At 51.1% G+C, this 18817-nt stretch carries 17 protein-coding genes; 16 read left to right on the forward strand and 1 reads right to left on the reverse strand.

Annotated features, from left to right (window positions below):
• The first annotated feature begins 2 nt into the window (after positions 1–2).
• Positions 3–494: an acetolactate synthase small subunit gene (ilvN, locus tag RSC70_RS09730; RefSeq protein ID WP_025800373.1), complete on the forward strand. Its 492-nt coding sequence runs from the start codon at positions 3–5 to the stop codon at positions 492–494.
• Between the two features lie 185 nt (positions 495–679).
• Positions 680–1684, forward strand: a complete 1005-nt coding sequence (gene cra / locus RSC70_RS09735; RefSeq protein WP_025800372.1) for a catabolite repressor/activator — start codon at positions 680–682, stop codon at positions 1682–1684.
• A 66-nt stretch (positions 1685–1750) separates the two neighbouring features.
• On the opposite strand, the gene RSC70_RS09740 is transcribed toward cra, so the two are convergent.
• Positions 1751–2218 (reverse strand): L-alanine exporter AlaE, encoded by a 468-nt coding sequence (locus RSC70_RS09740; RefSeq protein ID WP_040045385.1) that lies wholly within the window; start codon positions 2216–2218, stop codon positions 1751–1753.
• Between the two features lie 879 nt (positions 2219–3097).
• On the opposite strand from RSC70_RS09740, the gene mraZ reads away from it, so the two are divergent.
• The 14 genes from mraZ (at position 3098) to ftsA (ending at position 18787) form a co-directional block, all read left to right on the forward strand.
• The gene (gene mraZ, locus RSC70_RS09745; protein ID WP_025800370.1) at positions 3098–3556 is read left to right on the forward strand and encodes a division/cell wall cluster transcriptional repressor MraZ; all 459 of its coding nucleotides are present in this window, start codon (positions 3098–3100) and stop codon (positions 3554–3556) included.
• Between the two features lie 2 nt (positions 3557–3558).
• Entirely contained in the window at positions 3559–4503 is a 945-nt protein-coding gene (rsmH, locus tag RSC70_RS09750; RefSeq protein WP_130998707.1) for a 16S rRNA (cytosine(1402)-N(4))-methyltransferase RsmH, read from the forward strand.
• Complete coding sequence (ftsL, locus tag RSC70_RS09755; RefSeq protein ID WP_004094561.1) at positions 4500–4820, forward strand: cell division protein FtsL; 321 nt, start codon at positions 4500–4502, stop codon at positions 4818–4820. The genes rsmH and ftsL overlap by 4 nt, the downstream gene beginning before the upstream one ends.
• A gap of 51 nt (positions 4821–4871) precedes the next feature.
• A complete protein-coding gene (locus RSC70_RS09760; RefSeq protein ID WP_130998708.1) occupies positions 4872–6635 on the forward strand; it encodes a peptidoglycan glycosyltransferase FtsI in 1764 nt (587 codons plus the stop codon).
• Positions 6622–8109 (forward strand): UDP-N-acetylmuramoyl-L-alanyl-D-glutamate--2,6-diaminopimelate ligase, encoded by a 1488-nt coding sequence (gene murE / locus RSC70_RS09765; protein WP_130998709.1) that lies wholly within the window; start codon positions 6622–6624, stop codon positions 8107–8109. The genes RSC70_RS09760 and murE overlap by 14 nt, the downstream gene beginning before the upstream one ends.
• Positions 8106–9482, forward strand: a complete 1377-nt coding sequence (gene murF, locus RSC70_RS09770; RefSeq protein ID WP_332542316.1) for a UDP-N-acetylmuramoyl-tripeptide--D-alanyl-D-alanine ligase — start codon at positions 8106–8108, stop codon at positions 9480–9482. The genes murE and murF overlap by 4 nt, the downstream gene beginning before the upstream one ends.
• Complete coding sequence (mraY, locus tag RSC70_RS09775; protein ID WP_130984532.1) at positions 9476–10558, forward strand: phospho-N-acetylmuramoyl-pentapeptide-transferase; 1083 nt, start codon at positions 9476–9478, stop codon at positions 10556–10558. The genes murF and mraY overlap by 7 nt, the downstream gene beginning before the upstream one ends.
• 1 nt (position 10559) lies before the next feature.
• On the forward strand, positions 10560–11876 hold the full coding sequence (gene murD, locus RSC70_RS09780; RefSeq protein WP_332542317.1) for a UDP-N-acetylmuramoyl-L-alanine--D-glutamate ligase: 1317 nt from the start codon (positions 10560–10562) through the stop codon (positions 11874–11876).
• An 83-nt stretch (positions 11877–11959) separates the two neighbouring features.
• Positions 11960–13114, forward strand: a complete 1155-nt coding sequence (gene ftsW / locus RSC70_RS09785) for a cell division protein FtsW (protein ID WP_230676541.1) — start codon at positions 11960–11962, stop codon at positions 13112–13114.
• The gene (murG, locus tag RSC70_RS09790) at positions 13111–14190 is read left to right on the forward strand and encodes an undecaprenyldiphospho-muramoylpentapeptide beta-N-acetylglucosaminyltransferase (protein ID WP_025800362.1); all 1080 of its coding nucleotides are present in this window, start codon (positions 13111–13113) and stop codon (positions 14188–14190) included. Before ftsW ends, murG begins: the two co-directional genes overlap by 4 nt.
• 105 nt (positions 14191–14295) lie before the next feature.
• On the forward strand, positions 14296–15753 hold the full coding sequence (gene murC, locus RSC70_RS09795; protein ID WP_040045448.1) for a UDP-N-acetylmuramate--L-alanine ligase: 1458 nt from the start codon (positions 14296–14298) through the stop codon (positions 15751–15753).
• A complete protein-coding gene (locus tag RSC70_RS09800) occupies positions 15746–16666 on the forward strand; it encodes a D-alanine--D-alanine ligase (RefSeq protein ID WP_025800360.1) in 921 nt (306 codons plus the stop codon). The genes murC and RSC70_RS09800 overlap by 8 nt, the downstream gene beginning before the upstream one ends.
• A 1-nt stretch (position 16667) precedes the next feature.
• Positions 16668–17534, forward strand: coding sequence for a cell division protein FtsQ (ftsQ, locus tag RSC70_RS09805; protein WP_332542318.1), 867 nt, complete (start codon positions 16668–16670; stop codon positions 17532–17534).
• Positions 17531–18787, forward strand: coding sequence for a cell division protein FtsA (ftsA, locus tag RSC70_RS09810; RefSeq protein ID WP_025800358.1), 1257 nt, complete (start codon positions 17531–17533; stop codon positions 18785–18787). Before ftsQ ends, ftsA begins: the two co-directional genes overlap by 4 nt.
• The last annotated feature ends 30 nt before the right edge of the window (positions 18788–18817 follow it).

Genomic DNA, 18817 nt, shown 5'->3' on the forward strand with positions numbered 1-18817 from the left:
TAATGCGCCGGATTTTATCTGTATTACTGGAAAACGAATCAGGCGCACTGTCCCGCGTGGTCGGCCTGTTCTCTCAGCGTGGCTATAACATTGAAAGTTTGACTGTTGCACCTACGGACGATCCCACGCTTTCGCGCATGACGATCCAAACCGTCGGTGATGCGAAAGTGCTTGAGCAAATTGAAAAGCAGCTCCACAAACTGGTAGATGTTTTGCGTGTGAGCGAATTGGTACAGGGTTCTCATGTTGAGCGTGAGATCATGCTAGTGAAGCTGCAGGCAACGGGTTATGGGCGTGAAGAAGTGAAGCGTAGCACCGATATTTTCCGTGGGCAGATCGTGGATGTTACCGCGGCGCTTTACACAGTTCAGCTAGTTGGCACCAGTGACAAGCTCGATGCCTTCCTAAGCGCCGTACGAGAGGTTGCTGAAATTGTTGAAGTAGCTCGCTCAGGCGTTGTCGGGGTATCTCGTGGTGACAAAATAATGCGTTAACACAGGTCAATTTTCTGCGTAATAGTGCTATTTAGAGGCTCAGCTTTGTGCTGGGCCTCTTACTTTTTCTTATTTGCTGATGCCATTCAGCAAAAGCGGTTGCTCCTTTCTTCTTTATGCGGTTAGATCATTTGTATCGACGACCATTCGGTCTTCTTAATTAATTTGATGCATAAGGGGATAACGTGAAGTTGGATGAAATCGCGCGTCTTGCTGGAGTTTCGCGGACGACGGCCAGTTATGTCATTAACGGTAAGGCCAAACAGTACCGTGTGAGTGATAAAACGGTTGAAAAAGTGATGGCTGTGGTACGTGAGCATAACTATCATCCAAACGCCGTGGCTGCAGGTTTACGTGCTGGCCGCACCCGTTCTATTGGGCTGGTTATTCCTGATTTGGAAAACACCAGCTACACCCGCATTGCAAACTATCTGGAGCGTCAGGCACGCCAAAGAGGCTATCAGCTGTTGATCGCCTGTTCAGAAGATCAGCCAGACAACGAAATGCGGTGCATCGAGCACCTATTACAGCGTCAGGTTGATGCCATTATTGTTTCGACGGCGCTGCCGCCAGAACACCCGTTCTATCAGCGTTGGGTCAACGATCCTTTGCCGATCATTGCGCTGGATCGTGCGTTAGACCCTGAAAACTTTATTAGCGTTGTGGGCGCTGACCGTGAGGATTCTGAGATGTTGGCGGAAGAATTACGCAAATTCCCCGCTAAATCGGTTCTGTATCTCGGTGCTTTGCCTGAGCTGTCGGTAAGTTTCTTGCGCGAGCAGGGATTCAGAGACGCATGGCGTGATGATCCGCGTGAAGTACAATATCTTTACACCAATAGCTACGAACGTGATGCTGCAGGCGTAGCGTTCTCAAATTGGCTTAAAGATAATGAAATGCCACAGGCTTTGTTCACCACGTCATTCCCGCTTTTGCAGGGGGTTCTGGATGTCACGCTGAAGCATCATGGGCATTTACCAACCGATCTTGCGATTGCGACCTTTGGCGATAATGAGCTACTGGATTTCCTCGATTGCCCTGTTTTATCGGTAGGGCAGCGTCATCGCGATATTGCGGAACGCGTACTGGAATTAGTGTTGGCGAGTTTGGATGAGCCGAAGAAGCCGAAAGCGGGTTTAAGCCGAATGCGTCGTGTGCTGCTTAAACGTGGCCGTCTTAACCGAATGTAACGCCGAAAGAATTAAGTCAAAGGTAGAATTATGAAGTGAAGGCGCCGGTGTTAACCGGCGCTTTTTTTACGCCTGCACTTTATTGACCTGAACTTTATTAGCATGGGCAGACACTTTAAACAGCCTGCGGCAATAATCTAAAAAATAACCGTAGGCGACGCCCATTGCCATAGATACCACGGCGTTACTGGTGACCGCAGCGATAATTTGCGCACCGTCGGCACCCACAGACCACAAAATAATGGCGTATACCGGCGACTGAAAAGATACATAGGCAAGCAGGTCGGCCACGATTTTTGCAGCTCCGGTTGGGCTACAGCGCTGTGACTGACGAATAAACCAATCACGATATATTCCATACGGCCACGCAATAAGAATATTGACCGGAATGGAAAGTAGGCGAGATGACAGTGATTGGCTAAAGCTCATTCCAGAGAGAAAGACTTCAATCGCCATACCGACAATGAAAGAATAAACCACCAGTGCAAAAATATCGGCGGCTGCACTACGAGCACGGGAATCGGATGAAAACATAACGGCTAACTCCATGTTGAAACTAGTCATTAATACTGAATTTTATCGCTCTTAATGGTTTTATGAGCTGCTTATTTTTGTATGAATAGCATACATGTTTGCCGTGTGTTTTTTAACTAGTGAAAAATTATTATTTAAAGACGGATTTGCTACAAAAATCTGCGCGAATGACAAGAATGGGCAAAATGCATGATTTCTCACCATGCTGTTAATTTTTATGTTCTTATTCAATTTGTTGGATGGAAATCGTACAGGGAAGGAAAATGAATGGTTTGGGTTGTTCTAATAATGGTCTGAATAAAATAAAAATGAATATTTGAGAACTATCTGAGGTGGAAAGGATTGAGAGAACGAAACACTCAATTACTTTTGAAAAAAGGCAGTTAGATAATTAATCTTCAAACCGATTATTATCTCGGGATAAAGTGAGATAAAATGGTTATCAGAAAAATTATGTTGAATAGTAATTAAATTATTTTATTGATTTTTAAAGGTATTTTTAATTTCCTGACGGCGATTAGCTTAGTTTGAATTAGCTTTCTATTTACTACTGTAAAGCGTATGTAAATTATACAAGACATGTTCAAAATGAGAGCTATATTGCAAAGTCTGGTTAAATTTTAATTTTTGGTAAAAGTTTTGTGTTTCTCGTTAGTAACACTCCCTTCCAAGAATTTCCCTTAATTTATCATGATGTTAATTTTATTATTTCTCTTTCAGAGTTTTCGTAGTGAATGGTTTTAATTTCACTTCCGGCAAAAATAATCCCAAACCGCATCCGCTCTGGCTTGACAAGGTTTTCCTACCCTCCGTAAACTTCCTTATGTGGGAATTTGTGGTGTAAAGTGGTGAGATGGGGCAACGAGGGGTAATTTAGGTATGTTTCGTGGCGCAACAACCATCAACCTTGACGGTAAAGGACGCTTAGCGGTTCCAATGCGCTATCGCGAATTACTGCTTGAGGAATCGCAAGGTCAAATGGTTTGCACCATCGATCTCCACCAGCCATGCCTGTTGCTTTACACACTTCCGCAGTGGGAAGTGATTGAACAAAAACTATCGCGTCTTTCGAGTATGAATCCTGTCGAGCGTCGCATTCAGCGTCTGCTGCTAGGTCATGCCAGCGAATGCCAGATGGATAGCGCCGGTCGATTGCTGATAGCAAGTACGTTGCGTCAGCATGCTGGGCTTACAAAACAAGTGATGCTAGTTGGGCAGTTCAACAAGTTTGAACTGTGGGATGAAGAAAACTGGTATCAACAGGTCAAGGAAGATATTGACGCACAACAGACCGCAGCGGAGCCTTTATCCGAGCGGCTACAGGATTTGTCGTTATAGTCATGTCAGAAGAAAATTACCAACATAAGACCGTGTTGCTGGATGAGGCTGTTAATGGCCTCAATCTGCGCAGTAACGGCATTTACATTGATGGCACTTTTGGTCGCGGTGGTCATTCACGTCTTATTTTGTCCCAGCTTGGGCCAGAAGGACGCTTAGTGGCTATCGATCGTGACCCGCAGGCTATTGCCGCCGCAGCAGAAATCACCGATCCACGTTTCTCTATCGTTCATGGCCCGTTTTCCGATATGGCGAGCTATGTACGTGAACTCGGCCTAGAAGGCCAAATCAACGGCGTTCTCCTCGATTTGGGCGTTTCCTCTCCGCAGCTCGATGACGCCGAACGCGGCTTCTCTTTCATGCGAGATGGACCGCTGGATATGCGTATGGACCCAACGCGTGGTTTGTCCGCGGCTGAGTGGCTGATGAAAGCGGAAGAAGAGGATATTGCTTGGGTGTTGAAAACCTTTGGTGAAGAACGTTTTGCCAAACGTATTGCACGCGCCATCGTGGAGCGTAATCGCCTTGAGCCAATGACCCGCACGCATGAACTGGCCGCGCTGATTGCAAACGCCAGCCCATTCCGTGAAAAACACAAGCATCCGGCAACGCGCAGCTTCCAAGCGATTCGTATTTATATCAACAGCGAACTGGAAGAGATCGAACGTGCACTGAACGGCGCGCTGGAAATTCTTGCCCCAGAAGGTCGCCTGTCAGTTATCAGTTTCCATTCGCTGGAAGACCGCATTGTAAAACAGTTTATTCGTCATCATAGCCGTGGACCACAGGTCCCTGCGGGTATTCCTCTGACAGAGGCGCAGCTGCGCAGTCAGGGCGGACGTAAGCTGAAAGCGTTGGGTAAAATGAAACCGAGCGGTGAGGAAGTTAACGTTAATCCTCGTGCTCGTAGCTCGGTGCTGCGCTTTGCGGAAAGGACGACAGAATGATCGGCAATGAGCGCCATACGTTAGTTGCCGTTATCGGCGGAGATATTCTCCGCCACGGTAAACTGCCTCTGATCTTGTTTATCGGTGTTTTGGTATCTGCGGTGCTCGTGGTGACGACCACGCATAAAACACGCTTGCTGACCGCACAGCGTGAGCAACTGGTACTTGAACGCGATGCTCTGGATATCGAGTGGCGTAACCTGATTCTGGAAGAGAATGCGTTAGGCGATCACAGCCGTGTCGAGCGTATCGCCACCGAGAAGCTGCAGATGCAGCACGTAGATCCATCTCAAGAAAACATTGTTGTTAAGCAATGATTTAACAGTGCTTTCAACAGACCACCTTCGACGTAGGTAAATGTGTAATCAATGAAAGCAGTGCGACCCGGAAAGTTAAAGCGTCAGGAAGATCAGGCCAGCTTTGTCAGCTGGCGTTTTGCGTTGCTCTGTGGGTGCATATTTATTGCCTTGATAGGTTTGCTAGGCCGTGTGGCCTATTTGCAGGTGATTAATCCCGATCGTTTAGTACGTGAAGGCGATGCGCGTTCATTGCGCACACAACCTATTCTGACTTCGCGTGGGATGATTAGCGATCGTGCAGGTCGTCCGTTGGCCGTGAGCGTGCCTGTTAATGCCATTTGGGCCGATCCGAAAGAAGTGAATGAACGCGGTGGTATCACGCTGGATTCACGTTGGAAGGCGCTGGCCGATGCATTGGAAATGCCGCTGGATAAAATGGCTGCGCGTATCAATGCCAACCCGAAAGGGCGATTTGTCTACCTCGCTCGTCAGGTGAATCCGGCGATGGCTGATTACATCCATAAGCTGAAACTTCCAGGTATTTTCCTCAAGCAAGAATCCCGTCGTTATTACCCTGCAGGGCAAGTAACCGCTCACATCATTGGTGTGACCAACATTGATGGTCAGGGGATCGAAGGCGTTGAAAAGAGCTTTGACCGCTGGCTAACGGGTCAGCCGGGTGAACGTACCGTCCGTAAAGACCGCTTTGGCCGCGTGATTGAAGATATTTCCTCGGTGGATAGCCAAGCTGCACATAACTTGGCGCTCAGCATCGATGAACGTCTACAGGCGTTGGTCTACCGTGAGCTAAATAACGCGGTGGCGTTTAACAAAGCGGAATCGGGTACTGCCGTGCTGGTTGACGTGAATACCGGCGAAGTGTTGGCGATGGCAAACAGCCCATCGTATAACCCAAATAACTTGGCCGATACGCCAAAAGAAACCATGCGTAACCGCGCCATTACCGACATCTTCGAACCGGGTTCCACGGTGAAGCCGATGGTGGTGATGACCGCGTTACAACACAACGTGGTGAAAGAGAATAGCGTACTGAATACGCTCCCTTATTTTGTTAACGGGCACCAGATTAAAGACGTGGCCCGTTACTCTGAACTCTCCATTACGGGGATTCTACAGAAGTCGAGTAACGTCGGTGTGTCAAAGCTGGCGTTAGCGATGCCGTCCTCTGCGCTGGTAGAAACTTACTCGCACTTTGGATTGGGTAAGGCGACCAATTTGGGGCTGGTCGGAGAAAGCAGTGGCATGTACCCAAAAAAACAACGGTGGTCTGACATAGAGAGGGCCACCTTTTCTTTCGGATATGGGCTAATGGTAACGCCGTTACAGCTAGCACGTGTCTATGCAACGATTGGCAGCCTCGGGATTTATCGTCCGCTGTCGATTACCAAAGTCGATCCACCGGTTCCCGGCGAACGCGTATTCCCTGAGCCCATCGTTCGTACGGTTGTGCACATGATGGAAAGCGTTGCGCTGCCGGGCGGTGGCGGGACGAAAGCAGCAATCAAAGGCTATCGCATCGCGATTAAAACAGGGACCGCGAAAAAAGTCGGTCCAGATGGCCGTTATGTAGACAAATACATTGCTTATACCGCCGGCGTTGCGCCAGCAAGTAATCCTCGATTTGCTCTGGTTGTGGTGATTAACGATCCGCAGGCAGGGAAGTATTACGGTGGTGCGGTATCCGCTCCGATCTTTGGCGCTATCATGGGCGGCGTTCTGCGCACCATGAACGTTGAGCCGGATGCGTTGCCCACGGGTGATAAAAACGAATTAGTGAACAATAAAAAAGAGGGTTCAGGTGGCAGATCGTAATTTGCGCGCGCTTTTGGCTCCTTGGGTAGCAGATGCTCCGGAGCGCGTTTTGCGAGAGATGACATTAGACAGCCGCGTTGCGGCTGCGGGTGATCTGTTTGTGGCGATCGTTGGCCACGCGGCAGATGGTCGCCGTTATATTCCGCAAGCGATAGCGCAAGGCGTTGCTGCAGTCATCGCTGAGGCAGATGGGGAAGCAGAAGATGGCACTGTTCGCGAGAGCCACGGCGTTCCCGTTATCTACCTGAGTCAGTTAAACCAGCGCTTATCTGCGTTGGCAGGACGCTTTTACCATCAGCCGGGTGCTGATTTGCGCTTAATCGGCGTAACAGGAACCAACGGCAAAACGACCATTACCCAATTGTTGGCACAGTGGGGCCAGCTTTTAGGCGAAACCAGTGCGGTTATGGGAACGGTGGGCAATGGCCTGTTGGGGCAAGTTCATCCAAGTGAAAACACGACCGGTTCTGCGGTTGATGTGCAGCATTTGCTGCGCAGCTTGGTGTCTCAAGGCGCCACGCTGGCGGCGATGGAAGTTTCTTCCCATGGTTTGGTGCAAGATCGCGTTGCCGCTCTGCCGTTTGCCGCATCGGTATTCACCAACCTGAGCCGCGATCATCTGGATTACCATGGTGACATGGCGCATTACGAACAGGCCAAATGGCTGCTGTTCTCCACTCACCACAGCGGTGAAAAAATTATTAACGCTGACGATGAAGTCGGTCAGCGCTGGTTGGCTAAGTCTCCAGATGCCGTTGCGGTAACCATGGAACAGCGCTTGCCAGAAAATTGGTCTGGGCGCTGGGTTTCAGCGACCGACGTTGATTACCACGATGGTGGCGCAAGCATCAGCTTTGACTCTTCATGGGGTAGAGGCTTGCTGGAAAGCCGCTTGATGGGAGCGTTTAACGTCAGCAATTTGCTGGTTGCTGCCGCTACCATGTTGGCTCTTGGTTATCCATTAGAAGCACTGTGCAAAAGTTCGGCTCAGTTGCAGCCCGTGTGTGGCCGTATGGAAGTGTTTGCTGCGCCAAGCAAGCCAACCGTCGTTGTCGACTACGCGCATACGCCGGATGCCTTAGAGAAAGCGCTTGAAGCAGCACGTTTGCACTGCAAAGGCCAGCTGTGGTGCGTATTTGGCTGCGGTGGCGATCGCGATAAAGGTAAGCGCCCACTTATGGGAGCGATTGCCGAGCAATATGCTGATCGCGTTGTTGTGACTGACGATAACCCGCGTAGTGAAGAGCCTCGTGCCATCATGGCTGATATTCTGAACGGTATGCTTGATGCAGGCCGCGCACAGGCCGTTTCTGGCCGTGCTGAAGCTGTCACCGGTGCCATCATGCAGGCTAAGCCTGATGATGTGATTCTCGTGGCAGGCAAAGGCCATGAAGATTATCAACTGGTCGGCAATCGTCGTTTAGATTATTCAGATCGCGTGACCGTAGCACGTCTGCTGGGGGTGATAGCATGATCCCAGTTTCTTTGCAGGCTATCGCCGAGGCGGTTAACGGTCAGTTGATCGGTGCTGATAGACAAATTACTGATGTTGTAACCGATACGCGCAAGTTAACCGACGGCTGCTTATTTATCGCGTTAAAAGGCGAAAAGTTTGATGCTCATGATTTTGCGGCCGATGCCGTTAGTCAGGGCGCTGGCGCTTTGCTAGTAAGTAAACACTTACCGATTGATGCTCCGCAGATTGTGGTTGCTGATACGCGTATTGCGCTGGGATTGCTAGGCGCATGGGTTCGTCAGCAAATGCCAGCTCGCGTTATCGCGCTTACCGGTTCATCGGGCAAAACGTCGGTGAAGGAGATGAGCGCGGAGATTCTGCGCCAGTGCGGCAACGTGCTGTATACCTCGGGTAATTTTAATAATGACATCGGCGTGCCGCTGACGTTATTACGCCTTGAACCACAGCATGAATATGCGGTGATTGAGCTGGGCGCCAACCACGTGGGCGAAATTGCCTATACGGTAGATCTGGTTAAGCCAGAAAGTGCCTTAGTTAATAATCTGGCTGCTGCACATTTGGAAGGTTTTGGCTCCTTAGCCGGGGTCGCCAAAGCCAAAGGTGAGATTTTTGATGGTTTGGCCGCCAACGGCACTGCCATTATCAATGCCGATAATAACGACTGGCCGCATTGGCAAGAAAAGATCGCCAACCAGCGTGTATGGCGCTTCTCTCCGCAGGCCGCTGAGTCCGTGGATTTCTTTGCCAGCGATGTCCGCGTGACACATCAAGGCACCGAATTTGAGCTGCACACGCCGTTTGGTACTGCGCCGGTGGTTCTACCGTTGCCGGGCCGCCATAATATTGCGAATGCGCTCGCGGCGGCTGCGCTGACGATGTCGGTGGGTGCAACGCTTGAGAATGTGCGCAATGGATTAAGCGAACTCAAAGCGGTTCCCGGACGCTTATTCCCGATCCGTTTGAACGCAGAACAGCTGATTCTCGATGATACCTATAACGCCAACGTAGGCTCTATGACCGCGGCTGCGCAGGTGTTGGGCTCAATGCCTGGCTATCGCGTTATGGTGGTGGGCGATATGGGCGAGTTGGGCGCTGAAGAAGAAGATTGTCATCGTCAGGTGGGCATTGCGGCTCGCGAGGCGGGGATTGATAAAGTGCTGAGCGTTGGCCGTTTAAGCCATCTCATCAGCGAGACCAGTGGTTGTGGTGAACATTTCACGGACAAAACGGCTCTGATTGAGCGCCTTAAAAACCTGTTATGCGAACATGCGGCGATCACCATTTTAGTTAAAGGTTCACGTAGTGCCGCTATGGAGCAGGTAGTACGAGGCTTATCTGTGCAGGAAATGCAGGAGAATCAATCATGTTAGTCTGGCTGGCCGAACACTTGGTCAAATACTATTCCGGCTTCAACGTCTTTTCCTACCTGACGTTCCGCGCCATTGTCAGCTTGTTGACGGCGCTGTTCCTGTCGCTGTGGATTGGGCCGCGAATGATTGCTCGCCTGCAAAAAATGTCTTTCGGTCAGGTTGTTCGTAACGACGGCCCTGAATCGCATTTCAGCAAGCGCGGTACGCCAACGATGGGCGGACTGATGATCCTGACCTCCATCACCATTTCCGTGTTGATGTGGGCATACCCGTCTAACCCTTACGTCTGGTGCGTGCTGTTTGTATTGCTCGGCTATGGCGTTGTCGGCTTTGTTGATGATTATCGCAAAGTGGTACGTAAAAATACCAAGGGCTTGATTGCACGCTGGAAGTACTTCTGGCAGTCGGTGATTGCGCTGGTAGTTTCTTTTGCCATGTACGCCATCGGTAAAGGAACTCCGGCAACCGAGCTGGTGGTTCCCTTCTTCAAGGATGTTATGCCGCAGCTGGGTCTTCTGTATATCCTGCTGAGCTACTTTGTAATTGTGGGTACCAGTAACGCCGTTAACCTCACCGATGGTTTAGACGGATTGGCTATTATGCCTACCGTTTTCGTTGCTGCGGGGATGGGGCTGGTGGCTTGGGCGACCGGTAACATGAACTTTGCTGCTTACCTGCATATTCCTTATCTGCGTCACGCCGGTGAACTGGTGATTGTCTGCACGGCCATTGTCGGTGCGGGGCTTGGATTCTTATGGTTTAACACCTATCCAGCTCAGGTCTTTATGGGCGATGTCGGCTCTTTGGCTTTGGGTGGTGCGCTGGGTACGATTGCGGTGCTGCTGCGTCAGGAATTCCTGCTGGTGATTATGGGCGGCGTATTTGTGATGGAAACCCTCTCGGTTATTTTGCAGGTGGGCAGCTTCAAACTGCGCGGTCAGCGAATTTTCCGTATGGCGCCAATCCATCACCACTATGAACTGAAAGGCTGGCCAGAACCTCGCGTTATCGTGCGCTTCTGGATTATCTCTCTGATGCTGGTGCTGATTGGCCTAGCAACCTTGAAGGTGCGTTAATATGGTGGACTATCAGGGTAAGAAAGTCGTCATCATTGGCCTCGGGCTTACGGGCCTGTCATGCGTTGATTTCTTCTTGGCACGTGGCGTAACGCCGCGTGTTATCGATACCCGTATTTCTCCACCGGGGCTGGATAAGCTGCCGGAAAACGTCGAGCGTCACTTGGGCGATATGAACCAAGAGTGGCTGCTGGATGCCGACCTCATCGTTGCAAGTCCCGGAATTGCCCTTGCTTCCCCTGCGCTCAGCGTGGCGGCAGAGGCCGGTGTTGAAATCGTGGGTGATATCGAGCTGTTTTGTCGCGAAGCGCAGGCTCCCATTGTGGCTATCACGGGGTCTAACGGTAAAAGCACCGTGACAACGTTAGTCGGCGAAATGGCCAAGTCTGCGGGTTGGAGCGTTGGCGTGGGGGGCAATATCGGTTTGCCTGCGCTGATGCTGCTTAAGCAAGAGTGCGACCTTTACGTGCTTGAACTCTCTAGCTTCCAGTTAGAAACCACCAATAGCCTGCGGGCGGCTGCGGCCACGATCCTGAATGTCACCGAAGATCACATGGATCGCTACCCGCTTGGGTTGCAGCAATATCGCGCTGCCAAGCTGCGCGTGTATGAGAATGCCAAAGTTTGCGTGGTTAACTCCGACGACGCACTCACGATGCCGATTCGCGGTGCGGATTCCCGCTGTGTGAGTTTTGGTGCCGACGTGGGCGATTACCATTTGAATCGCCAGCAGGGTGAGATTTGGCTGCGCGTGCGTGGTGAAAAAGTTCTCAATACGCGTGAAATGAAAGTCACCGGCAAACATAACTTCACTAACGCATTGGCTGCGTTAGCGCTGGCGGATGTCGTTGGTATTCCACGTGCTTCAAGCTTAAAAGCACTAACGACCTTCACTGGTTTGGCACATCGCTTCCAGCTGTCATTGGAACATAACGGCGTGCGTTGGATTAATGATTCCAAAGCCACCAACGTTGGCAGCACTGAAGCTGCGCTTAATGGCTTACACGTTGACGGCACTTTGCATCTGTTGCTCGGCGGCGATGGTAAATCAGCAGACTTCAGCGCCTTGGCGCAATACCTGCAGGGCGATAACGTGCGTCTGTACTGCTTTGGTCGGGATGGCGCGCAGCTCGCTGCTTTGCGCCCTGAGATAGCCGAGCAGACAGAGACCATGGAACAAGCGATGCGAATGATTGCTGCCAAAGTGAAAACCGGCGATATGGTTCTGTTATCTCCGGCCTGCGCTAGCCTTGACCAGTTTAAAAACTTTGAACAACGCGGCGACGAATTCAGCCGTTTAGCCAAGGAGCTTGGCTGATGCGTCTGCGACTCCCGCGGTTACCGCGCCCTAAATTCTCGTTGCCACATTTTGGCTTAATCACGCGTTTGCGTGAGTGGGTGATGGGGGCGGGCGAGAGCGATGCGGCGATGGTGGTGTTGTACGATCGCACTTTGCTCTGGCTGACCTTTGGTTTGGCGGCGATTGGCTTTGTGATGGTGACATCGGCATCCATGCCAATTGGTCAACGTTTGGCTGACGATCCTTTCCTGTTTGCGAAACGTGATGCGCTGTATCTGGCATTGGCGTTTGGATTGGCGATGGTAACGCTGCGTGTGCCGATGGAAATCTGGCAGCGCTATAGCAACGCGTTATTACTGATGGCCGTTGCGATGCTGCTGATTGTTCTCGTAGTCGGGAGCTCGGTGAACGGTGCTTCGCGTTGGATTGCGTTTGGTCCGCTACGTATTCAGCCCGCAGAGATCTCTAAGCTGGCGCTGTTTTGCTATCTCTCCAGCTATCTGGTGCGCAAAGTTGAAGAGGTTCGCTCGAACTTCTGGGGCTTCTGTAAACCTATGGGCGTGATGGTGGTATTAGCGGTTCTGCTGCTGGCTCAGCCTGACTTGGGTACGGTGGTGGTGCTGTTTGTTACCACGCTAGGTTTGCTGTTTTTGGCCGGTGCCAAAATGTGGCAATTCCTAGCCATTATCGGCTCCGGTATTTTTGCCGTTGTGTTACTGATTATTGCAGAACCGTATCGTATGCGCCGCGTGACGTCGTTCTGGAATCCATGGGCCGATCCTTTCGGCAGTGGTTACCAGCTAACGCAATCGCTGATGGCTTTTGGCCGCGGTGAATTCTGGGGGCAGGGCTTGGGTAACTCGGTGCAAAAACTGGAGTATTTACCTGAAGCGCATACCGACTTTATTTTCTCAATTTTAGGCGAGGAACTTGGGTATTTCGGTGTGGTTCTTGCTTTGTTAATGGTATTCTTCGTCGCTTTTCGTGCTATGTCCATTGGACGTCGTGCGTTAGAGGCAGATCAGCGTTTTTCTGGTTTTTTAGCCTGCGCCATCGGTATTTGGTTTAGTTTTCAGGCACTGGTTAACGTTGGGGCTGCCGCAGGGATGTTGCCGACGAAAGGTCTGACGCTGCCGCTCATTAGTTACGGTGGTTCCAGCTTGCTGATTATGTCGACCGCATTGGTATTACTGTTGCGCATTGATTATGAAACTCGTCTGGAAAAAGCACAGGCGGTAGTAAGGGGTTCCCGATGAGTAGCAACGCTGATCATCAACAGAATAAACGCCTGATGGTAATGGCGGGTGGCACCGGTGGGCATGTGTTCCCTGGTTTAGCCGTCGCGCATTATTTGCAGGCCCAAGGATGGCAGGTGCGTTGGTTAGGCACCGCCGATCGAATGGAAGCCCAGTTGGTCCCACAGCACGGTATAGAAATTGATTTTATTCAGATTTCTGGCCTGCGTGGTAAAGGATTGAAGGCACAGCTAGGCGCGCCAATCCGCATTTTTCGCGCGGTTCGCCAAGCTAAAGCCATTATGAAGGCCTATAAGCCAGACGCTGTTTTAGGCATGGGCGGATATGTTTCCGGCCCCGGTGGTTTGGCTGCGTGGCTGTGCGGTGTTCCGGTTGTGCTACATGAACAAAATGGGATTGCAGGTTTAACCAACCGCTGGCTGTCTAAGATTGCTAAGCGCGTATTGCAGGCTTTTCCGGGGGCATTTCCGAATGCGCCAGTGGTGGGTAACCCCGTGCGTGAAGACGTGTTGGCGCTGCCGGCTCCACAGCAGCGTTTAGCTGGACGCATGGGACCGATTCGGGTGCTGGTGGTTGGCGGAAGCCAAGGGGCTCGTATCCTGAACCAAACCATGCCGAAAGTTGCTGAGCAACTGGGCAGCAGAATTACGCTGTGGCATCAGGTAGGGAAGGGCGCTTTGCCAACGGTATTAGCCGACTATGAAAAAGTCGGTCAAACACAGCACAAAGTGACCGAGTTTATCGATGACATGGCGGCGGCCTATGACTGGGCAGACGTCGTGGTATGTCGCTCAGGCGCTCTGACGGTGAGCGAAATTGCGGCTGCTGGACTGCCCGCATTGTTCGTACCGTTCATGCACAAAGATCGCCAACAGTATTGGAATGCGTTGCCGCTAGAAAAAGCAGGCGCTGCAAAAATCATTGAACAACCACAGTTGACCGTGGAGTCAGTGACGGCGACGTTAGCAGGATGGGATCGCCAAACCCTGTTAGAAATGGCAGAGAAAGCTCGCGCTGCTGCAATTCCCGATGCGACTGAACGTGTAGCCGCCGTGATTTGTGAAGTTGCGAAATAATTTACCGCTGAGCGGGTCGCTAGTTGTTAGCACCGGCCAAAATGACAGAACTGAGAAACAGTGAATAAGAACGTAAATACTCAACAACTCGCGAAACTGCGTACCATGGTGCCTGAGATGCGTCGCGTCCGGCACATTCACTTTGTCGGCATCGGCGGTGCTGGCATGGGCGGTATTGCCGAAGTGTTGGCTAATGAAGGCTATCAAATTAGCGGTTCTGATTTAGCGCCAAACCCCGTCACGCAGCAGTTAACCGAACTGGGCGCACAGATTTATTTCAACCATCGCCCTGAAAATGTTAAAGACGCGAGCGTGGTTGTGGTTTCGACGGCGATTTCTGCGGATAACCCAGAGATCGTTGCGGCGCGTGAAGCTCGTATTCCCGTTATTCGCCGTGCTGAAATGCTGGCTGAACTGATGCGTTTTCGTCATGGTATTGCGATTGCAGGCACCCATGGCAAAACAACCACAACGGCGATGGTTTCTAGCATTTATGCGGAAGCTGGTTTGGATCCAACGTTTGTAAACGGTGGTTTGGTGAAAGCGGCAGGCACGCATGCGCGTTTAGGCTCAAGCCGCTATCTGATTGCTGAAGCAGACGAAAGTGATGCTTCTTTCCTGCATCTACAGCCGATGGTTGCCGTGGTCACTAATATCGAAGCCGATCATATGGATACCTACCATGGCGACTTCGAGAACCTGAAGCAGACGTTTATTAATTTTCTGCACAACCTGCCGTTCTATGGCCGTGCGGTGATGTGCATTGATGATCCTGTGGTGCGTGAGTTATTACCGCGCGTAGGACGTCATATCACTACTTACGGTTTTAGCGAAGATGCGGATGTGCGTATCGAGTCCTATCAGCAAAATGGGGCGCAAGGCACTTTCTTCATCTGTCGTCAGGATAAGCCTCGTTTAGCGGTAACGCTAAATGCACCAGGTCGCCACAACGCCCTGAACGCGGCAGCAGCCGTTTCGGTTGCTACCGAAGAGGGGATTGCGGATGAAGACATTCTACGCGCTCTAGAAGGCTTCCAAGGCACCGGACGTCGCTTTGATTTCCTTGGCGAGTACTCGCTGGAGAATGTGAACGGCAAAGAAGGTAAAGCTATGCTGGTGGATGACTATGGTCATCACCCAACGGAAGTGGACGCCACGATTAAAGCTGCTCGCGCGGGATGGCCAGATCGTCGTCTTGTGATGGTATTCCAGCCGCATCGTTTCACGCGTACGCGTGACCTGTATGATGATTTTGCGAATGTGTTGTGTCAGGTTGACGTTTTATTGATGCTGGATGTGTACTCCGCCGGTGAAACGCCAATTCCGGGAGCCGATAGCCGCTCTCTGTGCCGCACCATTCGTGGCCGTGGCAAGTTAGATCCGGTACTGGTGTCTGACGCTGCAACATTGCCAGCGACGCTGGCTCAGTTTTTAGAAAATGACGATCTGATTTTGACTCAGGGCGCCGGAAATATTGGCAAAGTGGCGCGGACTTTGGCTGAGCAGAAATTGCAGCCGATTAACGTTGACAGAACAAGTACGGATGAAAAACATCATGGCTGAGAAAGTTGCTGTATTACTGGGTGGTACCTCCGCAGAGCGTGAAGTCTCTTTACAGTCAGGCCAAGCGGTTCTGAATGGTCTGAAAGAGGCGGGTATTGACGCGCATCCGGTGGATATAAAAGACTTCCCCGCGACACAATTAAAAGACGCGGGCTTTGATAAGGTCTTTATCGCTCTGCATGGCCGTGGTGGTGAAGATGGAACTCTGCAAGGAGTTCTGGAGTTTCTGCAACTGCCTTATACCGGCAGCGGCGTAATGGCTTCGGCGCTGACGATGGATAAACTGCGTACCAAGCTGGTTTGGCAGGCATCTGGCTTACCGGTATCGCCTTTTGTCGCAATCAGCCGTGACCAGTTCGATGAAGGCTTAACCCAAGAAATGTTGGTTGAGCTGAATGCGTTAGGTTTACCGCTGATCGTTAAGCCGAGCCGTGAAGGTTCAAGCGTCGGAATGAGTAAAGTCAGCGATGCTAGCGAGTTCGATGATGCGCTAGTTGAAGCTTTCCGCCATGACGATGACGTGTTGGTTGAGAAGTGGTTAAGCGGTCCTGAATACACCGTGGCTTTCTTAGGCGAAGAGATTTTACCGTCAATTCGTATACAAGCGCCGGGAGTCTTCTATGATTATGAAGCTAAGTACTTGTCGGATAAGACTGAATACTTCTGCCCTAGCGGTTTGAGCGAAGAGCGCGAACGTGAGCTGGCTGAGCTGGCGCGTAAAGCCTATAAATCGCTGGATTGCAGTGGCTGGGGACGCGTAGACGTTATGATGGATGCCGACGGAGAGTTCTATTTGCTGGAAGTGAATACGGCACCGGGGATGACCAGCCATAGTCTGGTTCCAATGGCGGCGCGCCAGTATGGGTTGAGCTTCTCTCAGCTAGTTGCCCGCATCTTGGAGCTGGCTAACTGATATGTCGCAGGCAGCCCTGAACACTCGCGACCGTGAACCGACTGGTTCTGGCCAACGCCGTAGTGGTGCAGGTCTGCGTCGCAGTAATGGTATTCGTTTGTTTGGTATGATTTTTTTACTGATCATACTGGGTTCAATAGTGGTTAGTGGTTGGATGGTGGTGAGCTGGATGAAAGATGCCAGCCGCATGCCACTTTCCAAGCTGGTAGTGACCGGTGAGCGTCATTTCACGAAGAATGACGATATTCGCCAGGCGATTTTATCGCTGGGTGCTCCGGGCACGTTCATGACGCAAAACGTTGATGTTATCCAGCAACAGATTGAGCGTTTACCGTGGATTAAGCAGGCCAGCGTGCGTAAGCAGTGGCCTAACGAACTCAAGATTCATTTAGTTGAGTACGTTCCGGTCGCGCGTTGGAATGACTTACGTTTGGTCGATGCCGAAGGCAAATCGTTCAGCGTGCCAGCAGAGCGTACAGTGCAGCAGAAAATGCCGCTGCTGTATGGTCCTGAAGGTAGCGAAAATGATGTGTTGGAAGGCTACCACTCGATGAGTCAGGAACTGGCGAAGAACAATTTTAAGCTGAAAATGGTGTCAATGAGTGCACGTCACTCATGGCAGCTAGGTCTGGATAACGACATTCGTCTTGAGCTGGGACGTGATGATCCTTCTGGACGACTAGCGCGGTTTGAGGAACTTTATCCCGCGTTACAGCAGCAAGCGCAGGCAACCAATCAACGTATTAGCTACGTTGATCTGCGCTATGACACCGGCGCAGCCGTGGGATGGGCTCCAGCGCCGATTGACACGCAGACACAGCAACACGCTAATCAGCAACAGAATCAGGCACAGGTTAAACAACAATGATCAAGTCGACGGACAGAAAACTGGTAGTTGGACTGGAGATCGGAACGGCGAAAGTAGCCGCTCTGGTAGGGGAAGTTCTGCCCGATGGCATGGTCAATATCATCGGTGTGGGTAGTTGCCCATCCCGTGGCATGGATAAGGGCGGTGTTAACGATCTGGAATCCGTCGTTAAATGCGTCCAACGCGCTATTGATCAAGCCGAGCTGATGGCAGATTGCCAAATTTCTTCAGTCTATTTGGCGCTTTCTGGCAAACATATCAGCTGCCAGAACGAAATAGGGATGGTTCCTATTTCCGAAGAAGAAGTGACACTGGAAGATGTAGAGAATGTGGTTCATACCGCGAAGTCTGTTCGTGTGCGTGATGAACACCGTGTTCTGCATGTTATCCCGCAGGAATATGCCATCGACTATCAAGAAGGCATCAAGAATCCGGTTGGCCTATCTGGCGTGCGTATGCAAGCTAAGGTTCATCTGATTACCTGCCATAATGATATGGCAAAGAATATTGTCAAAGCAGTTGAGCGCTGTGGGCTTAAGGTTGATCAACTGATTTTTGCCGGACTTGCAGCGAGTTATGCTGTATTGACCGAAGATGAGCGCGAACTGGGCGTTTGTGTGGTAGATATCGGCGGTGGCACCATGGATATGGCAGTCTATACCGGTGGAGCACTGCGTCATACCAAGGTTATCCCGTATGCAGGTAACGTGGTAACGAGCGATATCGCCTATGCATTTGGCACACCTCCTACTGACGCCGAAGCGATCAAAGTTCGTTACGGATGTGCGATGGGGACGTTGGTCAGCAAAGACGAAAGCGTTGAAGTACCTAGCGTAGGTGGACGTCCGCCACGTAGCTTGCAGCGTCAGACGCTGGCTGAGGTTATCGAACCTCGTTATACCGAACTGTTAAATCTGGTGAATGATGAAATTCTGCAGTTGCAGGAACAGCTTCGCCAGCAGGGTGTCAAACATCATCTGGCAGCAGGGATCGTGTTGACCGGTGGTGCCGCGCAGATCGATGGATTGGCAGCGTGTGCGCAACAGGTTTTCCATACGCAGGTGCGTATTGGACAGCCTCTGAATATCACTGGCCTGACAGATTATGCGCAGGAACCTTACTACTCAACGGCGATTGGGTTGCTGCATTACGGAAAAGAGTCGCACCTTAGCGGTGAGGCTGAAGTAGAAAAAAGAGCTTCGGTGGGCAATTGGTTCAAGAAAATCAACGGCTGGCTGAGAAAAGAGTTTTAATGTTTAAAAAAAGAGATCATCCTTACGCGT

This window comes from Hafnia sp. (genome assembly GCF_036648275.1).
GTDB lineage: Bacteria > Pseudomonadota > Gammaproteobacteria > Enterobacterales > Enterobacteriaceae > Hafnia > Hafnia alvei.